This window comes from Klebsiella sp. M5al, from assembly GCF_002090195.1.
GTDB lineage: Bacteria > Pseudomonadota > Gammaproteobacteria > Enterobacterales > Enterobacteriaceae > Klebsiella > Klebsiella grimontii.
In genome coordinates this window covers 3,348,953-3,368,419 of sequence record NZ_CP020657.1, presented here as the reverse complement: position 1 = coordinate 3,368,419, position 19,467 = coordinate 3,348,953, and the positions used below count along the sequence as shown (strand labels likewise).

Annotated in this window: 18 protein-coding genes; 8 read left to right on the top strand and 10 right to left on the bottom strand. The window is 56.3% G+C overall.

Features of this window, described 5'->3' with window-relative positions:
- Nucleotides 1–475: 475 nt before the first annotated feature.
- Nucleotides 476–811, top strand: coding sequence for a GlpM family protein (locus BWI76_RS16235; protein WP_004119621.1), 336 nt, complete (start codon nt 476–478; stop codon nt 809–811).
- On the opposite strand, the gene folM is transcribed toward BWI76_RS16235, so the two are convergent.
- From folM to ydgH, 3 genes are all read right to left on the bottom strand, one after another.
- Complete coding sequence (gene folM, locus BWI76_RS16230) at nt 808–1,533, bottom strand: dihydromonapterin reductase (RefSeq protein WP_004134410.1); 726 nt, start codon at nt 1,531–1,533, stop codon at nt 808–810. The genes BWI76_RS16235 and folM overlap by 4 nt on opposite strands.
- A gap of 36 nt (nt 1,534–1,569) precedes the next feature.
- Nucleotides 1,570–2,952 (bottom strand): amino acid permease, encoded by a 1,383-nt coding sequence (locus BWI76_RS16225; RefSeq protein ID WP_004134411.1) that lies wholly within the window; start codon nt 2,950–2,952, stop codon nt 1,570–1,572.
- Between the two features lie 179 nt (nt 2,953–3,131).
- Nucleotides 3,132–4,082: a DUF1471 family protein YdgH gene (gene ydgH, locus BWI76_RS16215; RefSeq protein WP_004134413.1), complete on the bottom strand. Its 951-nt coding sequence runs from the start codon at nt 4,080–4,082 to the stop codon at nt 3,132–3,134.
- Nucleotides 4,083–4,604: 522 nt separating this feature from the next.
- Here ydgH and pntA point away from each other — a divergent pair.
- The 3 genes from pntA (at nt 4,605) to BWI76_RS16195 (ending at nt 7,867) form a co-directional block, all read left to right on the top strand.
- Nucleotides 4,605–6,134: a Re/Si-specific NAD(P)(+) transhydrogenase subunit alpha gene (gene pntA / locus BWI76_RS16205; RefSeq protein ID WP_004119626.1), complete on the top strand. Its 1,530-nt coding sequence runs from the start codon at nt 4,605–4,607 to the stop codon at nt 6,132–6,134.
- Nucleotides 6,135–6,144: 10 nt separating this feature from the next.
- A complete protein-coding gene (gene pntB, locus BWI76_RS16200) occupies nt 6,145–7,533 on the top strand; it encodes a Re/Si-specific NAD(P)(+) transhydrogenase subunit beta (protein ID WP_004134414.1) in 1,389 nt (462 codons plus the stop codon).
- A 145-nt stretch (nt 7,534–7,678) separates the two neighbouring features.
- Nucleotides 7,679–7,867, top strand: coding sequence for a YdiH family protein (locus tag BWI76_RS16195; RefSeq protein ID WP_004102581.1), 189 nt, complete (start codon nt 7,679–7,681; stop codon nt 7,865–7,867).
- Nucleotides 7,868–7,994: 127 nt separating this feature from the next.
- Here BWI76_RS16195 and uspE read toward each other — a convergent pair whose 3' ends face one another.
- From uspE to BWI76_RS16165, 6 genes are all read right to left on the bottom strand, one after another.
- Nucleotides 7,995–8,945 carry a universal stress protein UspE gene (uspE, locus tag BWI76_RS16190; RefSeq protein ID WP_024358004.1) on the bottom strand — a complete coding sequence of 317 codons (951 nt, stop codon included), beginning with the start codon at nt 8,943–8,945 and terminating at the stop codon, nt 7,995–7,997.
- Nucleotides 8,946–9,083: 138 nt separating this feature from the next.
- On the bottom strand, nt 9,084–9,836 hold the full coding sequence (gene fnr / locus BWI76_RS16185) for a fumarate/nitrate reduction transcriptional regulator Fnr (protein ID WP_004102577.1): 753 nt from the start codon (nt 9,834–9,836) through the stop codon (nt 9,084–9,086).
- 194 nt (nt 9,837–10,030) lie between these two features.
- A complete protein-coding gene (gene ogt, locus BWI76_RS16180; RefSeq protein ID WP_004135560.1) occupies nt 10,031–10,546 on the bottom strand; it encodes a methylated-DNA--[protein]-cysteine S-methyltransferase in 516 nt (171 codons plus the stop codon).
- Nucleotides 10,547–10,999: 453 nt separating this feature from the next.
- Nucleotides 11,000–12,526, bottom strand: a complete 1,527-nt coding sequence (abgT, locus tag BWI76_RS16175) for a p-aminobenzoyl-glutamate transporter (protein ID WP_049130185.1) — start codon at nt 12,524–12,526, stop codon at nt 11,000–11,002.
- Between the two features lie 111 nt (nt 12,527–12,637).
- On the bottom strand, nt 12,638–14,083 hold the full coding sequence (locus BWI76_RS16170; RefSeq protein WP_064371797.1) for a M20 family metallopeptidase: 1,446 nt from the start codon (nt 14,081–14,083) through the stop codon (nt 12,638–12,640).
- Nucleotides 14,083–15,393, bottom strand: a complete 1,311-nt coding sequence (locus BWI76_RS16165) for a M20 family metallo-hydrolase (protein WP_064371796.1) — start codon at nt 15,391–15,393, stop codon at nt 14,083–14,085. Before BWI76_RS16165 ends, BWI76_RS16170 begins: the two co-directional genes overlap by 1 nt.
- A gap of 166 nt (nt 15,394–15,559) precedes the next feature.
- Here BWI76_RS16165 and BWI76_RS16160 point away from each other — a divergent pair, with 166 nt between their 5' ends.
- Together BWI76_RS16160 and smrA are read left to right on the top strand one after the other, a co-directional pair.
- The gene (locus tag BWI76_RS16160) at nt 15,560–16,468 is read left to right on the top strand and encodes a LysR family transcriptional regulator (RefSeq protein WP_004135566.1); all 909 of its coding nucleotides are present in this window, start codon (nt 15,560–15,562) and stop codon (nt 16,466–16,468) included.
- A gap of 101 nt (nt 16,469–16,569) precedes the next feature.
- Nucleotides 16,570–17,133, top strand: a complete 564-nt coding sequence (gene smrA, locus BWI76_RS16155; protein WP_004135568.1) for a DNA endonuclease SmrA — start codon at nt 16,570–16,572, stop codon at nt 17,131–17,133.
- On the opposite strand, the gene BWI76_RS16150 is transcribed toward smrA, so the two are convergent.
- Nucleotides 17,130–17,936, bottom strand: coding sequence for an IclR family transcriptional regulator C-terminal domain-containing protein (locus BWI76_RS16150; RefSeq protein WP_004135569.1), 807 nt, complete (start codon nt 17,934–17,936; stop codon nt 17,130–17,132). The genes smrA and BWI76_RS16150 overlap by 4 nt on opposite strands.
- A 167-nt stretch (nt 17,937–18,103) precedes the next feature.
- Between BWI76_RS16150 and BWI76_RS16145 the strand changes: the two genes are divergently transcribed.
- Nucleotides 18,104–18,790 carry a 3-oxoacid CoA-transferase subunit A gene (locus BWI76_RS16145; RefSeq protein WP_064371795.1) on the top strand — a complete coding sequence of 229 codons (687 nt, stop codon included), beginning with the start codon at nt 18,104–18,106 and terminating at the stop codon, nt 18,788–18,790.
- A gap of 10 nt (nt 18,791–18,800) precedes the next feature.
- A complete protein-coding gene (locus BWI76_RS16140; RefSeq protein WP_084402796.1) occupies nt 18,801–19,457 on the top strand; it encodes a 3-oxoacid CoA-transferase subunit B in 657 nt (218 codons plus the stop codon).
- Nucleotides 19,458–19,467 lie beyond the last annotated feature (10 nt).

Sequence of the window (19,467 nt, the reverse complement as noted above, 5' to 3'; positions counted from 1 at the left end):
GTTTTCAGGCTATTTTATCAGTATTGATTTGCATCACTTACTGCGGATTAATGGTGCGAGTAAACCGATGAGATTATTGAGTTAACATCTGCTAAATATCATTCAGGCGTTCATGTTGCGCTTTAAAATATGTGTAAACCCTTAAAGGTGATGTGCAGGAAAAATATACCGTGGTATAACATCAAAAATAACGATATAAAAAATGTTATACGTATAACCAAGTAATTAGAGCATGCAGATGCTTTTCGCAGTAAAAACAAATGCGTTTGTGCAAAAGATGTTCAAAATAGGGTTAATTGATTTCAAATAGCACGGTCTTTGTCAGGGGATATCATCACCTGCCATAACCACCGTTATGGAGTAGTCAAATAGGTCTTTCGCCTGTTCAGTCTGCTCGCCGCTTTTGCGCATTTATAAATTCCCGCGCTTCCGTTATGCTGCGAATACATGTTGTTTAAATGTTAAGGCAAAAGGAATGGGGCTGTTGATAAAAGCGCTGCTCGGGGCACTGGTTGTCGTCCTGATCGGCGTGCTGTCCAAAACGAAAAATTACTATATCGCCGGGTTAATTCCGCTTTTTCCCACTTTCGCCCTGATTGCGCACTACATCGTCGCCAGCGAGCGGGGTATCGAAGCGCTACGCACCACCATCGTCTTTGGGATGTGGTCTATCATTCCGTACTTTATCTACTTGCTTTCGCTATGGTATTTCACCGGCGTTATGCGCCTGCCGTTTGCCCTGGCAGGCGCAGTGGTGTGCTGGAGCTTATGCGCGTGGCTACTCATTATTGGCTGGAGCCGTTTCCACTAGCGCAGATGGCGGCCGCCGTCGACGGCAAATGAGCGCCCGGTCACGTAGCTACTGCTGAACAGGTATTCAGTCAGGTCAATGATCTCTTTTTCGCCTGGGGCGATTTTCATCAGCGATTTATCGAGCGCCTGCCTGCGGTACTCCGCGTCATCCCCTTCATTAAATAAAATCAGCGAGGGGGCGATGGCGTTAACCTTAATTTCCGGCGCCAGCTTGCGGGCGAACGAGCGGCTCATATTATCCAGCGCCGCTTTGCTGGCGGCGTAGGCGATATGTTTGTCGCTGCCGCGCTCCACGACGTAGTCGGTGATATGGATAATATCACTGGCGGCATGACCGTGGCCGCGCAGCAGGCTCTCCAGGGCATGGTTGAGCAGGTAGGGGGCGTTGACGTGAATTTGCATCATGCTGGCGAGCACCGTGGTTAACGGGATCCCGGGCTTTTCCGCCATCCAGCCGCTGGCGTTATGAATGATGGCGCGCAGACCGCCGCTGGCGTGCGCTTCCACCTCTGCGGCGAACGCCAGAATGCTTTCATCCGTGCTGAAATCCGCGTGTAGGCAAACGGCTCCCGCTTCACGCAGCGCGTCGATGGCCGGATACCAGGTGCGATAGCTGATGATAACGGGCTGCTGGCGGGCCACAAAATGGCGGGCCAGGGCGAGGCCGATGCGACGGCCCCCGCCGGTAATCAGGATCGGGCGAGGCTGGATGTCAGCCATGGAGATCTCCTTTGAGTTCAGCGGCAGGGTAACCGCTTACCCTACCAACATCCACGTTGCCGGTACGGCGGCAACCAGCAAAAAACCAATTAATGCCAGGTCACGGCGTTTGAGCGGGCGATCGTGCTGGTGTGTACGACGGGCATACAGGAAAACCAGAAGACCCGGAGCGTAAAGTATCACCGACAACAATAAATGCACAGGGCCGGACGCATATAATAACCATAAGCCATAAATGCAGGCGCCGACACCGACCGCCTTGTGCAGCGGGCGCCGGGCAATCTTCAGCAGAAAGGCGCCGACGAGAAAGTAGGGGACCAGGATCATCTCTGAGGCGATGGTTAGCAGCGTGCTGTAATCTGAGCCGGTAAGCCAAATCAACACCAGCGAAGCCTGTACGCTGATATTGGTGAGCCACAGCGAAGACGACGGCGCGTTGTTTTTATTGGTTCGGGCAAACAGGCGCGGGAATGCTTTATGCGTCGCTGCCAGATAGGGCACCTCCGCCGCCATAATCGTCCAGCTCAGATACGCGCCGCAGACGGAGATAATCAGCCCGGCAGCGATCACAATTTCGCCCCAGGAGCCCATCATGTTGACCATCAGGCCGGCCATTGACGGGTTGCGGATTTCCGCCAGTTCGCTACGCGGCACAACCCCTAACGAGAGAAGCGTCACCAGCAAATAGACCGCCAGCGCGGAGAGTACCGCCAGCAGCGTCGCGCGCCCGACATCCTGTTTATTACGCGCGCGGGCGGAAACCACGACCGCGCCTTCGACGCCGATAAACACCCACAGGGTGATCAGCATGGTGTTTTTCACCTGCTCCCATACCGGTACGCCCAGCGCCAGGCCGCTAAAATCGAGGCGAAATGTCTCCATACGAAACGCCATAGCGGCCAGCGCGATAAACGCCCCGAGAGGCAGCAGCTTGGCCAGCGTCGCGGCCAGGTTGATACCGGCCGCCGTTTGAACGCCGCGCAGAACCAGGAAATGGACAATCCACAGCAGGACCGAGGCGCCGATGATGGATTGCCAGGTATTGCCATCGCCGAACAGGCGCAGTTCGGGCGTATCGGTAAAGAAGCTGAGCGCCGAGAAGACGATAACCAGGTAGGAGACGTTGGCGACAACCGCGCACAGCCAGTAGCCCCAGGCGGAGCAGAAGCCAATCAGCTCGCCGAAACCTTCCCGGGCGTAGGTGAAAATACCGCCGTCGAGGTCGGGGCGAATCCGCGTGAGCAGCAGCATGGCAAAGGCGAGGAACAGGATCCCCACGCCGGTGATGCCCCAGCCGATAAGCAGCGCGGAAGGGCTGGCAACGGCTGCCATGTTCTGCGGCAGACTGAATACACCCGCCCCCAGCATCGAGCTAAGTACCAGCGCGGTCAGGGCGCTAAGGCCCAGTTTCTTTTCCATTGCATTCCCGAGGTGATAATCATCAAGCTAAGAATATTTATTTGGCGAAATCGCATAAAAATGGAGGATTGCGCTAAGGCGCGGGATTTTACGGAGTGTTTTGTATGCATGCAATGGAGAGAAATGAAAAAAAGAAAAAAGGCGACTAATCGCCGCCTTTTTGTTCAGCTCAGCTACCGTTATTTATACAGGTCGGCGCTGATGGTGATGTTGCCGCCTCGTTCCTGCCACTGACGGGTAATGTGGTAGTACTTCGCGCCTTTCTTCGCGGCGCGCTTAGCCGTCTGGTAGGAGATTTCCGTCATGTTACCGTAGTTACCGGTGAACTTGATGCTGTCGTAAGGAACCATCTGCGCGGCGGTGATTTTATTCACTTCCTCGACCCTGGTGCCGTCCGGCAGCGTGACGGTGTAACGCCCGCCTTTAGACGATTGCGTTTCAAAGAAACGGCCTACGCCGGTGCCGGAACCGACCGCTGCGGTCGTTGCCACGCCAGGAATTTCAACTTTCTTAGCAGCTTCTCCGCCTTCGGCCAGCGCTGCGCGACCGGCTTCTGAATCTGCCGGGATCGCATCCGGGCTTTGCAGAACGCGTTTTTTGGCATCCGCTTTGTAGATATAGGCGGTGATGCGCTGGTTGCCGCCCTGGTTGGCATCAACCTGGCGTACGATAAAGAAAGAGGCTGCGCCCTTGGCTTTCGCGGCTTTGGTAATGGCGTCGTTGACTTCCGGCTGGCTGCGGTAGAAGCCCTGTACGGTGACGGTATCAAACGGCTCCAGCTCAACGGCCTGATCCTTCGGTAATTCCATTATGCCGTTGATAATGCGGTTTTTTGGCGCGTCGGCCTGCGGGGCATTTTCTTTATAAAAATCGGCCGTTACGCGCAGGTTGCCGCCGCTGCCAAAATCGGAGGTGTCGACAACATAAAAGGAAGCTGCGCCTTCTTTGTCCGCTTTACGGGAAACTGCCTGCACCGCATCGCCAATGGCGTTAAAACGACCGGTCACCACAACGCGATCGTAGGGCTTCAGCGCTGCCGCCTGCTCCGGAGTCAGCTCGGTCGCTGCATGGGCAGACAACGCGGTGGTAGCCAGAAGAGCAGACGCCAGGAGTGAGTTCTTAAGCTTCATAAAAATAATCCTTTGCCTTGCGCAAACCATGTACGGGTATTGTTGTTGACTGAAAACATTTGATTATTGCATTTATCGTGAGTGACTGTCTGCGTCAATTTTCACTTGCCGCTCTAAACGTATACTGCAGAAATATAACATTTTTCGATATGTTGAAAAAACAGCCGCTTGACCAGCAAAATCGATAATCGATATCACTTTCATAAGTTAACATAATGTTAACACGCTGATCCAGACGGCGATAAATGGTGAATTAACCCTTCTGCCAAGCGGATTATCAGGCGCTGGCATAAAAATAAGGTAAATATTGCTGCCTGACACGGTAAGCCGGGCGTTTTACCAATAAAATCAAAATTTCTGTTTTATTGCTGTAGATCACAATCGGTATTTTCAGTAGGTTATAAAAAGTTTGTTACTGTTTTATTTTTTCAGACATATGTTGGGGGGCGCGTTCATCCGCCTTTGCGACGGTCGCTTGTAAGAAAAGTAAACCATCATCAAAAACCGATGGAAGGGAAAACTATGCGTATTGGTGTACCAAAAGAGAGACTCGCCCAGGAAACCCGGGCCGCCGCCACGCCGAAAACGGTGGAGCAGCTGCTTAAGCTTGGGTTCAGCGTCGCGGTAGAAAGCGGTGCCGGTAAGTTGGCCAGTTTCGACGATGAAGCCTTCGTTCAGGCTGGAGCGGAGATCGTGAGCGGTGATGACGTATGGCAGTCTGACGTCATTCTGAAAGTGAACGCGCCCGATGACGATGAAATCCTGCTGCTTAATCCCGGCACGACGCTTATCAGCTTTATCTGGCCGGCGCAAAACCCGCAGCTGATGGAAAAACTGGCGGCGCGCAACATCAACGTGATGGCGATGGATTCGGTGCCGCGTATTTCGCGCGCGCAGTCGCTGGATGCGTTAAGTTCGATGGCTAACATCGCCGGCTACCGCGCGATCGTGGAAGCCGCCCACGAGTTTGGCCGCTTCTTCACCGGGCAGATCACCGCGGCAGGTAAGGTTCCGCCCGCGAAGGTGATGGTGATCGGCGCCGGGGTTGCTGGTCTGGCGGCCATCGGCGCGGCCAATAGCCTCGGGGCAATCGTCCGCGCGTTTGATACCCGTCCGGAAGTGAAAGAACAGGTGCAGAGTATGGGCGCCGAGTTCCTTGAGCTGGATTTTAAAGAGGAAGCGGGCAGCGGCGACGGCTATGCCAAAGTCATGTCTGAAGCCTTTATTAAAGCCGAGATGGCGCTCTTTGCCGCCCAGGCGAAAGATGTCGACATCATCGTCACCACCGCGCTGATTCCGGGTAAACCGGCGCCGAAGCTGATTACCCGCGAAATGGTCGACTCCATGAAGCCCGGCAGCGTGGTGGTTGATCTGGCGTCGCAAAACGGCGGCAACTGTGAATACACCGTGCCGGGTCAGGTAGTCACCACCGCCAACGGCGTGAAGATTATCGGTTATACCGATCTCCCTGGCCGTCTGCCAACGCAGTCTTCGCAGCTGTACGGTACCAATCTGGTCAACCTGCTCAAGCTGCTGTGCAAAGAGAAAGACGGCAATGTCGTTATCGATTTTGATGATGTCGTTATCCGCGGCGTTACCGTGGTTCGCGAAGGTGAAATCACCTGGCCCGCGCCACCCATTCAGGTATCTGCTCAGCCGCAGGCGGCAGCGAAAAAGGTTGAAGCGCCAAAAGCAGAGGCGAAACCGAGCTCGCCGCTGCGCAAGTATGCGCTGATGGCGCTGGCGATTATTCTGTTTGGCTGGCTGGCCAGCGTGGCGCCAAAAGAGTTCCTCGGCCACTTTACCGTCTTTGCGCTCTCCTGCGTGGTCGGTTACTACGTCGTCTGGAACGTATCCCACGCGCTGCATACGCCGCTGATGTCGGTCACTAACGCCATTTCCGGCATTATTGTGGTCGGGGCATTGTTACAGATAGGCCACGGCGGCTGGGTCAGCTTCCTGAGCTTTATCGCGGTGCTGATCGCCAGCATTAATATTTTTGGTGGTTTCACCGTCACTCAGCGCATGCTGAAAATGTTCCGCAAAGGATAAGGGGTAACAAATGTCTGGTGGATTAGTTACAGCTGCATACATTGTTGCCGCGATTCTATTTATTTTTAGCCTGGCGGGGCTTTCCAAACACGAAACCTCGCAACAGGGCAACTACTACGGTATTGCCGGGATGGCGATTGCCCTGGTGGCGACCATCCTGGGGCCGGACAGCAGCAACGTCGCGTGGATCCTGCTGGCGATGGTTATCGGCGGCGCTATCGGTATTCGTCTGGCGAAGAAAGTTGAAATGACCGAAATGCCGGAGCTGGTGGCGATTCTGCACAGCTTCGTGGGCCTGGCGGCGGTGCTGGTAGGCTTTAACAGCTATCTGCAGCATGAAACAGGGATGGAACAGATTCTGGTCAATATTCATCTGACCGAAGTGTTCCTCGGCATCTTCATCGGTGCGGTGACCTTCACCGGCTCCGTCGTGGCGTTTGGCAAACTGTGCGGCAAGATGTCTTCAAAACCGCTGATGCTGCCGAACCGTCATAAGCTGAACCTGGCGGCGCTGGTGGTTTCTTTCCTGCTGCTGATCGTTTTCGTACGTACCGACAGCATCGGCATGCAGGTACTGTGCCTGCTGGTGATGACCGTTATTGCCCTGGCGTTTGGCTGGCACCTGGTGGCCTCCATCGGCGGCGCGGATATGCCGGTCGTGGTGTCAATGCTGAACTCCTACTCCGGTTGGGCGGCGGCAGCAGCGGGCTTTATGCTCAGCAACGACCTGCTTATCGTAACTGGCGCGCTGGTAGGTTCTTCCGGTGCGATTCTGTCGTACATCATGTGTAAGGCGATGAACCGTTCGTTCTTCAGCGTGATTGCCGGTGGCTTTGGTTCTGACGGCACGGCCTCCACGGCGGATGAAGAAGTGGGCGAGCACCGTGAAATCAGCGCCGAAGAAACCGCAGAGATGCTGAAAGGTTCGCAGTCGGTGATCATCACCCCGGGCTACGGCATGGCGGTGGCGCAGGCCCAGTATCCGGTCGCGGAAATCACCGAGCGACTGCGCGCGCGCGGAATCAAAGTACGTTTCGGTATTCACCCGGTTGCCGGGCGTCTGCCGGGCCATATGAACGTACTGCTGGCGGAAGCGAAAGTCCCGTATGACATCGTGCTGGAGATGGATGAGATCAACGATGATTTCTCCGATACCGACACCGTGCTGGTGATCGGCGCTAACGACACCGTTAACCCGGCCGCGCAGGACGATCCGGGCAGCCCGATCGCCGGTATGCCGGTGCTGGAAGTGTGGAAAGCGCAGAATGTGATTGTATTTAAGCGTTCGATGAACACTGGCTACGCCGGCGTACAGAACCCGCTGTTCTTTAAAGAGAACACCCACATGCTGTTTGGCGATGCCAAAGCCAGCGTCGATGCGATTCTGAAAGCACTGTAGAGCCTGGTCTTTTAAAACCTGTGCTTCTTAAGCCGTCTCCTGTGAGACGGCTTTTTTATATAGGTTATCAAGTGATTATTTGCTCATAAAACAATCAGGTGAGAGTGTTATAATAGGCCTGTTTTTCACTCAAACTGAGGATATTATGGATACCGAGTTAACCCCCACGCAACTGGCCATCGAATTTCTGCGCCGTGACCCCGCTGCTTTAACCCCCGCGCAGTATCTGAAAAAGCTGAAACTACTGGAACTTGAGTTTGCTGACTTAATGGCGCTTTCGTCCATGGAGCTGAAAGAAGAGATCGATCACGCCTGGCGTTTAGGTATCCACTAACGTTTTCGTTACCGATAAAGCGATAGAAGATAAGGGCCGGGCGGCCCTTTATTTTGTTTATAAAATGCAAAAAAATCCCCCGCGCGGGCGGGGGATGAAGTTTTTTACTCTTACTGAAGGCGAGTGACTAATCGTCTTCTTCGTCGTCCAGCTCAACCGGCGTCTGGTATTGATCCGGCTTCAGCGCCAGCAGGTCGCAGCGCAGGTGGTCAATCACCTGCTCGGCGGTATTGCCGAGGAAGGCCGCCGATAGGCCGGTACGACCCACGGTGCCCAGCACCACGATGCCCGCCTGCAGATGTTCAGACAGATCGGGGATCACCTCTTCAGGAAGACCTTTTTCAACGTGGGTGCGGCCTTCATCGATGCCGAATTTCTGCCGCAGCGCTTTCATGGCCAGCAAATGCTGACCGCGAATGGCGTCGTTATAAACGCTGGGGTCAAAATCAGGGAGCTCAATCGCGATATTGATGGGCGTGACGGGATAGGCGCCCACCAGATGGACCTCGGTATGGTTAACCTGTTCCGCCAGCTCAATCGCTTCGCGTACCAGCTTTTCATTGAGCGCGTTGTGGTAGTTCTCTTCGCTGGCGAGATTGACCGCCACCAGCGCTTTACCCCCTTCCGGCCACGGCTGATCTTTGACCATCCATACCGGGCACGGGCATTTGCGCAGCAGGTGCCAGTCCGTTGGGGTGAAAATCACCGCTTCCAGCTTGTCGTGCTGGTGCGCCATTTTCAGCACTAAATCATGCTTGTCGCTAATGATTTCCTGGATAATGGCTTCGAAGGGACGATTGTGCCACACCACTTTGATATCAATGGGCACGCCGGATTCTATATAAAATTTTGCCTGCTCGCGGATCCAGGCGGTACGCTGGCCGATGACGCCCTGGCGCATGGCCGTGCGTTCGTCAGGAGACAGCAGGGTGGTCATTTCATAAGAAAAATCATAGATCGGCAAAAAGGCTTTGATGCGTCCACCAATCCGTTGGTGCAGATACACCGCGCGCCGCAATGCAGGCTGGTCGTCCTGATTGGGGTCGATTACTACCAGCATGTTCTGATACTTCGCCATACAGGGTCTCCTTACAACTGTAACTACAGTTTGTCCTTAAAAAGATAACCTATATGGATGAAATGAAACAGGGGAGGAGCCTGGCCAGATCAACAAATTAGAAAAAAATTCGCGATCCGGCCGGATACAGAGGGACTATCAGGCGACGTTGCGGGCCTGGCCAGCAAGCTGCGCCAGCAGGTCGCTGTTTTCAATGGTGATATATTTACCTTTAACCGCCAGCATACCGCTTTTCTGGAAACGCCCCAGCAGGCGGCTGATGGTTTCCACCGTCAGGCCCAGATAGTTGCCGATATCGCCACGGGTCATGGTGAGGCGGAACTCACGCGGAGAGAAGCCGCGCTGCGCAAAACGGCGGGACAGGTTGTAGATAAAGGCCGCCAGGCGCTCCTCTGCGTTCTTTTTGGAAAGCAGCAGGATCATATCCTGATCGCCTTTAATCTCGCCGCTCATCAGACGCATCATCTGCTGACGCAGATTCGGCATCTTACCGGAGAGATCGTCCAACGTTTCAAAAGGAATCTCGCAGACCATTGAGGTTTCCAGCGCCTGGGCAAAGCTTGGGTGGTGGCCGGTGCCGATGGCGTCAAAGCCGACCAGATCGCCCGCCAGATGAAAACCGGTGATTTGCTCATCGCCCTGTTCGGTGATGGTGTAGCTTTTAATGGTGCCAGAACGAATTGCATACAGCGATTTCAGCTCATCACCGGCTTTGAACAAGGTTTGTCCTTTCTGGATAGGCTTTTTCCGCTCGATAATGTTATCAAGCTGATCAAGCTCATGCTCGTTCAGAGTAAAAGGGATGCAAAGCTGGCTAATGCTGCAATCCTGGCAATGGATTGCACAACCGCCAGACTGAATGCGTCGTATAATTCGCTTTTCCGGGATCATAAGTCTGCTCAGGCTTTAATTGATATTGGTCAATTTTAACATCTTTTTGGTGAGCAGGTAAGTCTCGAACCCCTGAAACACGTAATATTAAAAGGGTAAATCAGTTACCTGATTTATCCAATTGATTATAATAGGTTTATCTGGCGAGAAATGATTGTAAAATTACCGGAAGATTCCAAAAAAGGCACTTACAGTCAAAGGAGCAGATAGCCTTCGTGGCGCAACAGCCACTCTTTACGCTGCACGCCGCCGGCATAACCGGTCATGGTACCGTTACGCCCGATCACGCGATGGCAGGGCACCACAATACTGACCGGATTTGAGCCGTTAGCGGCACCCACGGCGCGCGCGGCGCCCGGACGCCCCAGCGTCTCCGCGAGCTGACCGTAGTGCATGACCTGGCCGCAGGGGATGGTGCGCAGCGCTTGCCAGACCTGCCGCTGAAACGGCGTGCCGCCGGTGGCGGTCGGTAAGGTGTCGATAATGGCGAGATCCCCGGCGAAGTAATCGCTGAGCTTACTGCTCAGCCCTCCCGGGTTACTGGAATCAACGCGTTCGTAGCCTTCACTCCAATAATGGATATCCAGCAGTTGCTCCATGCGGTCGCGGTGCTGATCCCACTCAACGGCCCGCAGGTTGAACTGCTCATCACAAATTACCCACAGCGGCCCCAGCGGGGTGTCAATTTTATCCTGCAACAGCGTCAGCATCGGTAATCCTTCATCGCGGTTATATTGGCAGGGCATCACCATACCACGACGCGAGGTTAGCAAACTATACCCCGAAAAGGTCAACAAACCGGGCCAGCATGGACTATTAATTATGGAGTGGGGTAGCGATGTTTATTTTTGTATTCACTCGCAGGCGCGGCGGCAAAGCGATTTTGCTACCTTCAACCGGCGGCGAATTCAGCGGTAAGCATCCGACGCCGCAGATAAACAGACTGGCTTTTCTTGAGTCAATGATTTCCCGGCGTTGCTGTGCGGGTTCTTACCAACAAAGGTGGTGATATGCAATATATGATGACTGGCGTTGTAATCGTGATTATCAGCGGCTTAGTGATTCATCTGGTCTCTTTGGCGATTGAAGGGTTGTATAAAAAGATCAGTAACCGAACGACATGGCGTTAACGGTTTCATGGCCTTCCCTGGCCGGTGGCGACATTATGGTAATCGTGGATAAATACCCGGCCCGATAGGCAGCCCCACCAGATACCAGCCCACCAGCAACAGTAGCCAGACGGCCAGGAATATTAACGGATAAGGCAAGACCAGCGAGTAGTAGGTTCCCAGTTTAGCCTCGGGCCGGTAGCGCTGTAAGAAGCCGAGAAACAGCGGCACAAACGGCGATACCGGCGCCAGCGGCAGCACCGATGAATCGGCGATACGGAACAGAATCTGCGCAAATGCCGGGTGAAAGCCCAGCAGCATAAACATCGGCACGAAAATCGGCGCCAGAATCGACCAGATTGCCGAGCCGCTGGCGATAAACATGCACAAAAAGGCGGATAGCAGCGCGAGGCCGACAAACGCCGGTACGCCGTTCATTCCCGCGCTCTCCAGCAGATCCGTCAAGCCGACGGCCATAAATTTCCCCATGTTGCTCCAGTTAAACATGGCGACGAACTGGGCCAGCGGGAAGACCATCACGATAAAGCCTGCCATCTCCTTCATCGGCTCAATCATCAGCTGCGGCAGATCGGCCTGACGGCGAATTTTGCCGGTGGCAATGCCGTAAGCCAGTGAAACGACAAAGAAGAAAAAGATAATGAGCGGGACGATCCCTTTTATAAACGGCGAAGGCATCACGGTATGCTTGATGGGATCGCGCAGGATACCGTTTTCCGGTATGACCATCAGCGCGATAACCGCCACGAATAACAGCGCGGCCACACCGGCCACGCGCAGGCCGAAGCGCTGTTCAGCCGTCAACGTCTGCAGCGTTTCATCGCTGCCGCCTTGCCACTGACCTAATCGCGGTTCCACCAGTTTATCGGTAATCAATCCGCCAACCAGCGTGAGAACGATCACCGAGGTTGCCATAAAATACCAGTTATCAATCACGCTGACGTGGAGCGAGGCGTCAAGGGTTTTGGCTGCTTCGGTGCTGATGCCGGAGAGCAGGACATCGGTGGTGACGATGAGCAGATTGGCCGTGAAGCCGCAGCCGACGCCGGCGATGGCCGCCAGCAGCCCGGCAACCGGGTGGCGGCCGACGGCGAGAAACATCAGGGCGCCCAGCGGCGGCATAATCACCAGCGCGGCATCGGAGGAGATGTGGCTGAAGAAGGCGATAAACAGCACCATATAGCTGGCGTAACGGGCGCTAACGTGCGATGACATTTTCACCATCAGCGAAGGCAGCAGGCCCACGCGTTCCGCAAATCCGGCCCCCAGCACCAGCGCCAGAATGGCCCCCAGCGGCGCGAAACCGCTGAAGTTCTTAATGACGTTCGGCAAAAACCAGTGCAACCCTTCGACGCTAAGCAAATTTTTCACCACCACTCGCGAGCCGTCGGTGGGGTTCTGTACGCCAACGTTCAGCGCCGACAGGATGGCGGTGGCGACCATCAACGCCACAATCAGGTAGATAAACAGTAAAAACGGATGCGGGACCTTGTTACCTATTTTTTCAACCCAGCCATAGAGCTTACCGCTGGGGGAAGGCGAGGGTATGGATGACATACTCATGGGCGTTCCTCAGTTGTCGTTGTTGTGTTGGTTGTCTCTTGACCCCAGGGCGTGTCAGCCATTTTTTTTTGGCGATGACCGCGTTGCTGTACTCCGTCCAAAGGGCTTTTATTATTTTAAAATCGAAGGCTTGACGTCCTGCGGGATGGGGCACCGGTAGGGCCTTTCGGCTAAGACCTGCGCCAGTTCCCGCCGGCTGACTGTCAGTAACGGTCTGTCGCTGAACAAACGAATGGCCGTTGCCGCCAGTATTTTCCCGGCCAGAAGCATCCCTTTGTGAGCGATGGAGGTTCTGCCCTGGCTCACCAGTTGCCAGCTATGCAGCGGCGTCCCGACGGCAAAGCAGGGGCTGAAGCATTGGGCTACGGGAGCTTTCCAGCTTACGTCGCCGACGTCGGTAGAGCCCGCAAGGATGTTATCGGTAGCCGACCAGGGCGCCACTTCATCGATCAGGATCGTCTCGCGGTGGCGGCGGGCGAACGCTTTCCCTTCTTCGTCACCGGTGCCGGCAATGTTTTTCAGGCTGTTATTGATATCGTTCGCGCTCAGGGTGGCGCGAATTTCGGCGGCGAAAGCCCGCTCTTCCTCGCTCCAGTGCGGCGTGCCGTAATGGCATACCGCCTGATACATCGCCGCTTCCAGCGTGCGGTTGGGGAGATAGCTGGAACAGGCCTTTTCGAAGCGGCAGCTAACGCTGGTCTCGGTCATCAACGCGGCGCCCTGGGCGATTTTTTCGATCCGGGCGAAGATTTGCTGGGCGTCGGCCATTTCCGGGGCGCGAATGAGATACAGCACTTCCGCCTGCGCCTGGACAACGTTAGGAGAGACGCCGCCGGTATCGGTGATGGCGTAGTGCACCCGCGCCTTTTCGATAATATGTTCGTTAAGGAAGTTGCTGCCGGTGGTCATCAGCGTCACGGCATCCAGCGCGCTGCGGCCCAAATGCGGCGAGTTCGCCGCGTGCGCCGCGGTGCCGGTAAACCGCCATGCCGCCTGAATGTTGGCAAGGGTGCTGGTGCTGAACATCCCGGCCCAGGCTTCCGGGTGCCAGGTCAGGGCGGCATCGACGTCGTCGAATAATCCCTCGCGAACCATAAAGGTCTTGCCGGAGCCGCCTTCCTCACCGGGACAACCGTAGAAGCGCAGGGTGCCGGTGCCGCCGTGCTGCTGCAGCCAGTTCCTGGCGGCGACCGCGGCGGCGAACGCCGCCGTACCGAGCAGATTATGCCCGCACCCGTGGCCGTTTTCCCCCGGCGTTGGAGACGCGGGCGCTGCGCAGTGAGCCTGCTGGCTGAGCCCCGCCAGGGCGTCAAATTCGCCGAGCAGGGCAATCACCGGCTGGCCTGCGCCGAAGCTGGCGATAAAGGCGTTGGGGATCCCGCCGGCATTGCGGGTCAATTGAAAACCTTCCGCTTCCAGCGCATCGGCCAAACGCGCGGCGGACCAGAACTCCTGGAAGCGGGTTTCCGGATGATCCCAGATATCATCGGCAATGGCGCAAAAATCGTTGCGCCGCCCCTCAATAACGTCATCGACAAATTGATAAACCTGTTCCATTACACACCTCGCTGCCAGGGAAAGTTCAGGGCGATGCGCGCTAACGTGGCGACGGCCTGGGTCATCACGCTTTCGTCGAAATCGAATTTTTCGTTGTGGTGGCCGGCGCTCAGTTCGGTGCCGAAAATCATGTATGAAGCGAGACCGCCGCGTTCCTGGACCCGGGCCATCATCAGGGTGGCATCCTCGGAGCCCGCCGGGGCAGCGATACGATCGACGGCCTGTTTAACGCCTGGGACCTGGGCCGTCTGCTGGCGCAGATAGTCCACCCACGCCGGCGACGGGGCGCTGGAGGTGGCTGCGCCCATCAGGTGCAGCTGGTAGCTGGCTTCATACATCGTCGCCGCGCCGGCGATCGCCTGTTTGGCCCGCTCAAAGACGTACTGGTTAATAGCGTCGGTTTCGCCCCGGGTTTCGACTTTTAATAGCGCGGAGGAGGGAACCACGTTACGCCCGGTACCGGCCTGCATGACGCCGACGTTAACCCTTGACACCCCGGCGCTGTGCGGCGCGATGGCATGCAGGGCAAGGGCGGCCTGGGCCGCTGCCAGCAGCGCATTACGTCCATCTTCAGGTTTACCGCCAGCGTGGGCGGCGACGCCGCTGAACTGCACATCGAATTTGGTGGTGGCCATAAAGTTATCGCCACCGCAAACGACGGTGCCGGCAGGGACGCCGGTACCGATATGAATGGCGGTGAAGTAGTCCACGTCATCAAGTACGCCCGCAGCCACCATGGCGCGCGCGCCGCGGGTACCTTCTTCAGCCGGCTGGAAAATCAGCTTGATCGTCCCGTTGAGCTGCACGGCATATTCCTTGAGCACGTGCGCCAGCCCCAGGCCGATTGCGGTATGACCGTCGTGGCCGCAGGCATGCATCATGCCTTCGTTGCAGGAGGCAAAACGATCGCGATGCGGACGGTGGCTATCGTCATGCTGCTCGTTGAGATCGAGCGCATCCATATCGACGCGAAACGCCAGCGTCGGCCCCGCCCGCCCGGTGTCGAGCGTCGCCACTACCCCGGCGAAGCCCCCTTCAAACGCCGGCAGCCAGCGCTCCGGCGCACCCTGCGCGCGGGCGCGCTGGAACGCCTGCGCCAGGGTCTCTTCATCAGGCAGGCCCATACGGCTATCGGCATCGATAACGTCGCGACCCAGCGCCAGTTGATAACCCAGATCGTCAAGTATCTCCGCCACTTTGCTGGCGGTGCGGAACTCCAGCCAGCCGGATTCCGCATGCAGGTGAAAATCGCGACGCCATTCGGTCATTTTTGGCGCCAGCTGGTTGATGAAATCATAAAGTTGCGGCATAACCTTTCCTGTCATAATCAAAAACTGTGATGGTGTTCACGAAGTGATAGCTTTTGCTTATCACTGCCGTATTTCATGCGCTCTCATCCTTAACCTGCCACAGCACGATCGATTACAGTAGATGTCATTTTCTTCTGTCTGATAAACACTGGTTATCACTTGCGATATGTCATTTCAGATCAAATTTCATCACATTCGCGCCTTCGTTGAGGTTGCGCGTGAAGGGAGCATTCGTGGCGCCAGCCGGGCGTTGGCGATTTCGCAGCCGGCGTTGACCAAAGCGATCAAAGAGCTGGAAGAGGGCCTCTCCGCGCAGCTGTTTGTGCGCCGTAGCCAGGGGGTGGCGCTGACTGAAAACGGCGAAAGCTTTTATCAACATGCGAGCCTGATCCTCGAAGAGCTGCGGGCGGCGCAGGATGAATTGCTGCAGCGTCAGGGCGAGCAGGCGGGGCAGATTAATATCGGTCTTGGCGCCAGCGTAGCGCGCTCGCTGATGCCGTCGGTCATTTGCCGCTTTCACCAGCAGCATCCGCTGGTGAAGGTGCGGATTATGGAAGGACAACTGCTGGCGATGATTAATGAACTGCGCCAGGGTGAGCTGGATTTCACCATCAATACTTACTATCCCGGCCCGTACGATCATGAATTCAGTTTTGAAAAGCTATTTGAGAAACCCTTCGCGGTATTCGCCCGCGCCGGTCACCCGGCGGCAAAAGCCACTTCACTGACGGCATTGCTCGATCGCCACTGGACGATGCCGACGCCGCGCGGCAGCTACTTCAAACAGCTGCAGGAGATGTTTAACCAGGCCGGACTGGCGCCAAAGGTGGATATCGTTTGCGAGACCTTCTCTTCGTGTATTAGCCTGGTGGTGAAAAGTGATTTTCTCAGCATTTTGCCGGTCGAACTTGGCAATGACCCGATGATGGCGGATAAGCTGGTGATGATCCCCATTCGCGAAGCGTTACCCAAAGCCACCTATTATCTGATTCAGCGCCGCGATACGCGGCAGACGCCCTTAACGGCGTCATTAATCACGCTGTTTCGTCGTCAAAGCCGTCAACTGTTTCCCTGATCGCGTCGACGCCCGATTTACCGGCGGAGGGTGTTAAACGCGTTGAGGGGTAAGCGCGAGGCGGCTATAGTAACTTCCCGGTTGTAGCTGGAGGAGCGCGCATGAACCTTGACGACAAATCCCTATTTCTTGGCGCCATGGAGGACGTTCAGCCTCTGAAACGTCATAACGACGTTCACTGGCATCCCGAGCGCAAGACCCGCGCCGTGCAGCGGGTTGACACCCTGCAGCTTGATAACTTCCTGACCACCGGCTATCTCGATATCGTGCCGCTGGCAACCGCCCTGGAATTCAAGCGCGAAGGCCTGCAAAGCGGCGTGCTGGAGAAACTCCGGCGCGGCAAGTACGGCCAGCAGGCAAGCCTCAATCTGCTGCGCCAGCCGGTCGAAAAGTGCCGACAAATGCTGTTTGCTTTTGTGGTTCAGGCGCGAAAGGAGGGGCTGCGCAATGTGCTGATCGTTCATGGCAAAGGGCGCGACGATAACGCCCACGCCAATATTATTCGCAGCTACCTGGCGCGCTGGCTGGTGGAACTCCCGGAAGTCCAGGCGTTCTGCGCAGCGTTACCGCACCACGGCGGCAGCGGCGCCTGCTACGTGGCGCTGCGTAAATCGGCGGAGGCTAAGCAGGAAAACTGGGAGCGCCACGCTAAACATAGCCGCTAGCGCATCAGCAGCGTCAGTTCCCGGGCTGCTTTTTGTAGCTCGGGTAACACCCGCGCCAGCATCTCTTGCGCGGAAACCTGTCCGGCATGCACGCCGACGTTAAGCGCCGCCTGAATCTGCCCCTGGGGATTAAACAGCGGCACCGCCAGCGAGCGCAGCCCCATCTCCAGCTCCTGATCGTTAAGCGCGTACCCCTGCTGATGGACGCGTTTAAGCTCGGCGCGCAGCTTCGCGACGGAATCGACGGTTTGCGGGGTATAGCGAATCATGGTGACCCGGCCCAGCATATCGTTCAGCTTCTCCTCCGGCTGATAGCTCAGCAGTACGCGCCCCATCGAGGTCGCCCAGGCGGGCAGACGGCTGCCGATATCGAGATCGATGGTCATAATGCGCGAGCTGGATGCGCGAGCGATATAAAGAATATCGTCGCCGTCGAGAGTGGCGATTGAGCAAGACTCATTGAGCATTTCGCTTAAATGCTTCAGCACCGGCTGCGCCGAGCGCGCCAGCGGCGTGGAGGCCAGCCACGCGTGGCCCAGCGCCAGAATTTTCGGCCGCAGCTGGAAATTTTTACCATCTTCGGCGTACACAAAGCCCAGTTTGCTCAGCGTATACAGGCAGCGGCGCACCGCCGCGCGCGGAATGCCGGTCTTTTGGCTGATTTGCGAAATAGAGAGCAGCGGGCGCTGCGGCGTAAACGCCTGGATCACCTCCAGCCCGCGCGCCAGCGAAGCCATAAAGTTCGGATCGCCCTTAAACGGATCGCTATCGCCCGTCAGTAAATCGTCTGGATGTTTCTCCATGCTCTTCTCCATATTTGCCGCCGATCACATTCTTTCGCTAAACATACATGATGTTCGATTATCGCACCATATTTCGATTATCGCCCTTGACCGACATCGTTAAGCGGGTCACATTTTGTGCGAACAACGAATAAAAGTGCGATTACCGCACATACAGGAGCGACCTGATGATTGATAAAAGCGTGTCGACGCTACGTGATGCCATCGCTGGGATCCACGACGGAGCGACCATAATGATTGGCGGTTTTGGCCCCGCCGGGCAGCCGACGTACCTGATAGATGCCCTGATAGAACAGGGGGCCCGCGATTTAACCATTATCAACAATAATGCGGGCAACGGCGAAGTTGGCCTGGCGGCGCTGCTGAAGGCCGGGCGGGTGCGCAAAATGATCTGCTCGTTCCCGCGTCAGGTCGACTCGCAGATTTTCGACGATCTCTATCGCCGCGGCAAAGTCGAGCTGGAGCTGGTTCCGCAGGGGAACCTCGCCGCGCGTATTCAGGCGGCAGGGGCTGGCCTCGGCGCGGTTTTCACTCCAACCGGCTACGGTACGCCGCTGGCGGAAGGGAAAGAGACTCGCGAGATCGACGGGCATCACTATGTGCTCGAATATCCTATCAAGGCCGACTTTGCGTTGATCAAAGCCCATCAAGGCGACCGCTGGGGAAACCTGGTATACCGCAAGGCGGCGCGCAACTTCGGCCCGATTATGGCGACCGCCGCGAAAACCACTATCGTGGAAGTCTCGCAGCTGGTGCCCCTCGGTAGCCTTGACCCAGAGAGCATCATTACCCCGGGCATTTTTGTTCAGCGCGTCTTCTCCCTGGAAAACCTGATTGCCGCTAAAAGCGCCTGAGGACCCCATTATGCAAAAACTGACTCGCGATGATATGGCCCAGCGCGTGGCTCGCGATATACCTGAAGGCGCTTACGTCAATCTGAGGATCGGCTTGCCTACCCGCATTGCTAACTATCTTCCCGCTGATAAAGAAATCTTTCTGCACAGCGAAAATGGCCTGCTGGGGATGGGGCCGAAACCGCTGCCGGGGGAAGAGGACCCGGAGCTGATTAACGCCGGAAAAGAGTATGTGACTTTGCTTGAGGGGGGCTGCTATTTCCACCACGGCGACTCCTTCGCCATGATGCGCGGCGGCCATCTCGATATCTGCGTGCTCGGCGCCTATCAGGTTTCCGCCAGCGGCGATCTGGCGAACTGGAGCACCGGCGCGCCCGACGCGATTCCGGCGGTTGGCGGGGCGATGGATCTGGCCATTGGCGCTCGTCAGGTCTTCGTGATGATGGATCACCTGACCCGCGACGGGGAATGCAAGCTGGTAGAGCACTGCACCTATCCGCTGACCGGCGTTGGCTGCGTCAGCCGGATTTACACCGACCTGGCGGTTATCGATATCAGCGAAAGCGGCCCGGTGGTGCGGGAAATCTTCAACGGCCTCTCTTTTGAGGAACTGCAGCGCATCACTCCGGTGGCGCTGACTTTTGCACAACTGGCGGAAAGCGCGTAAGGAACCTATG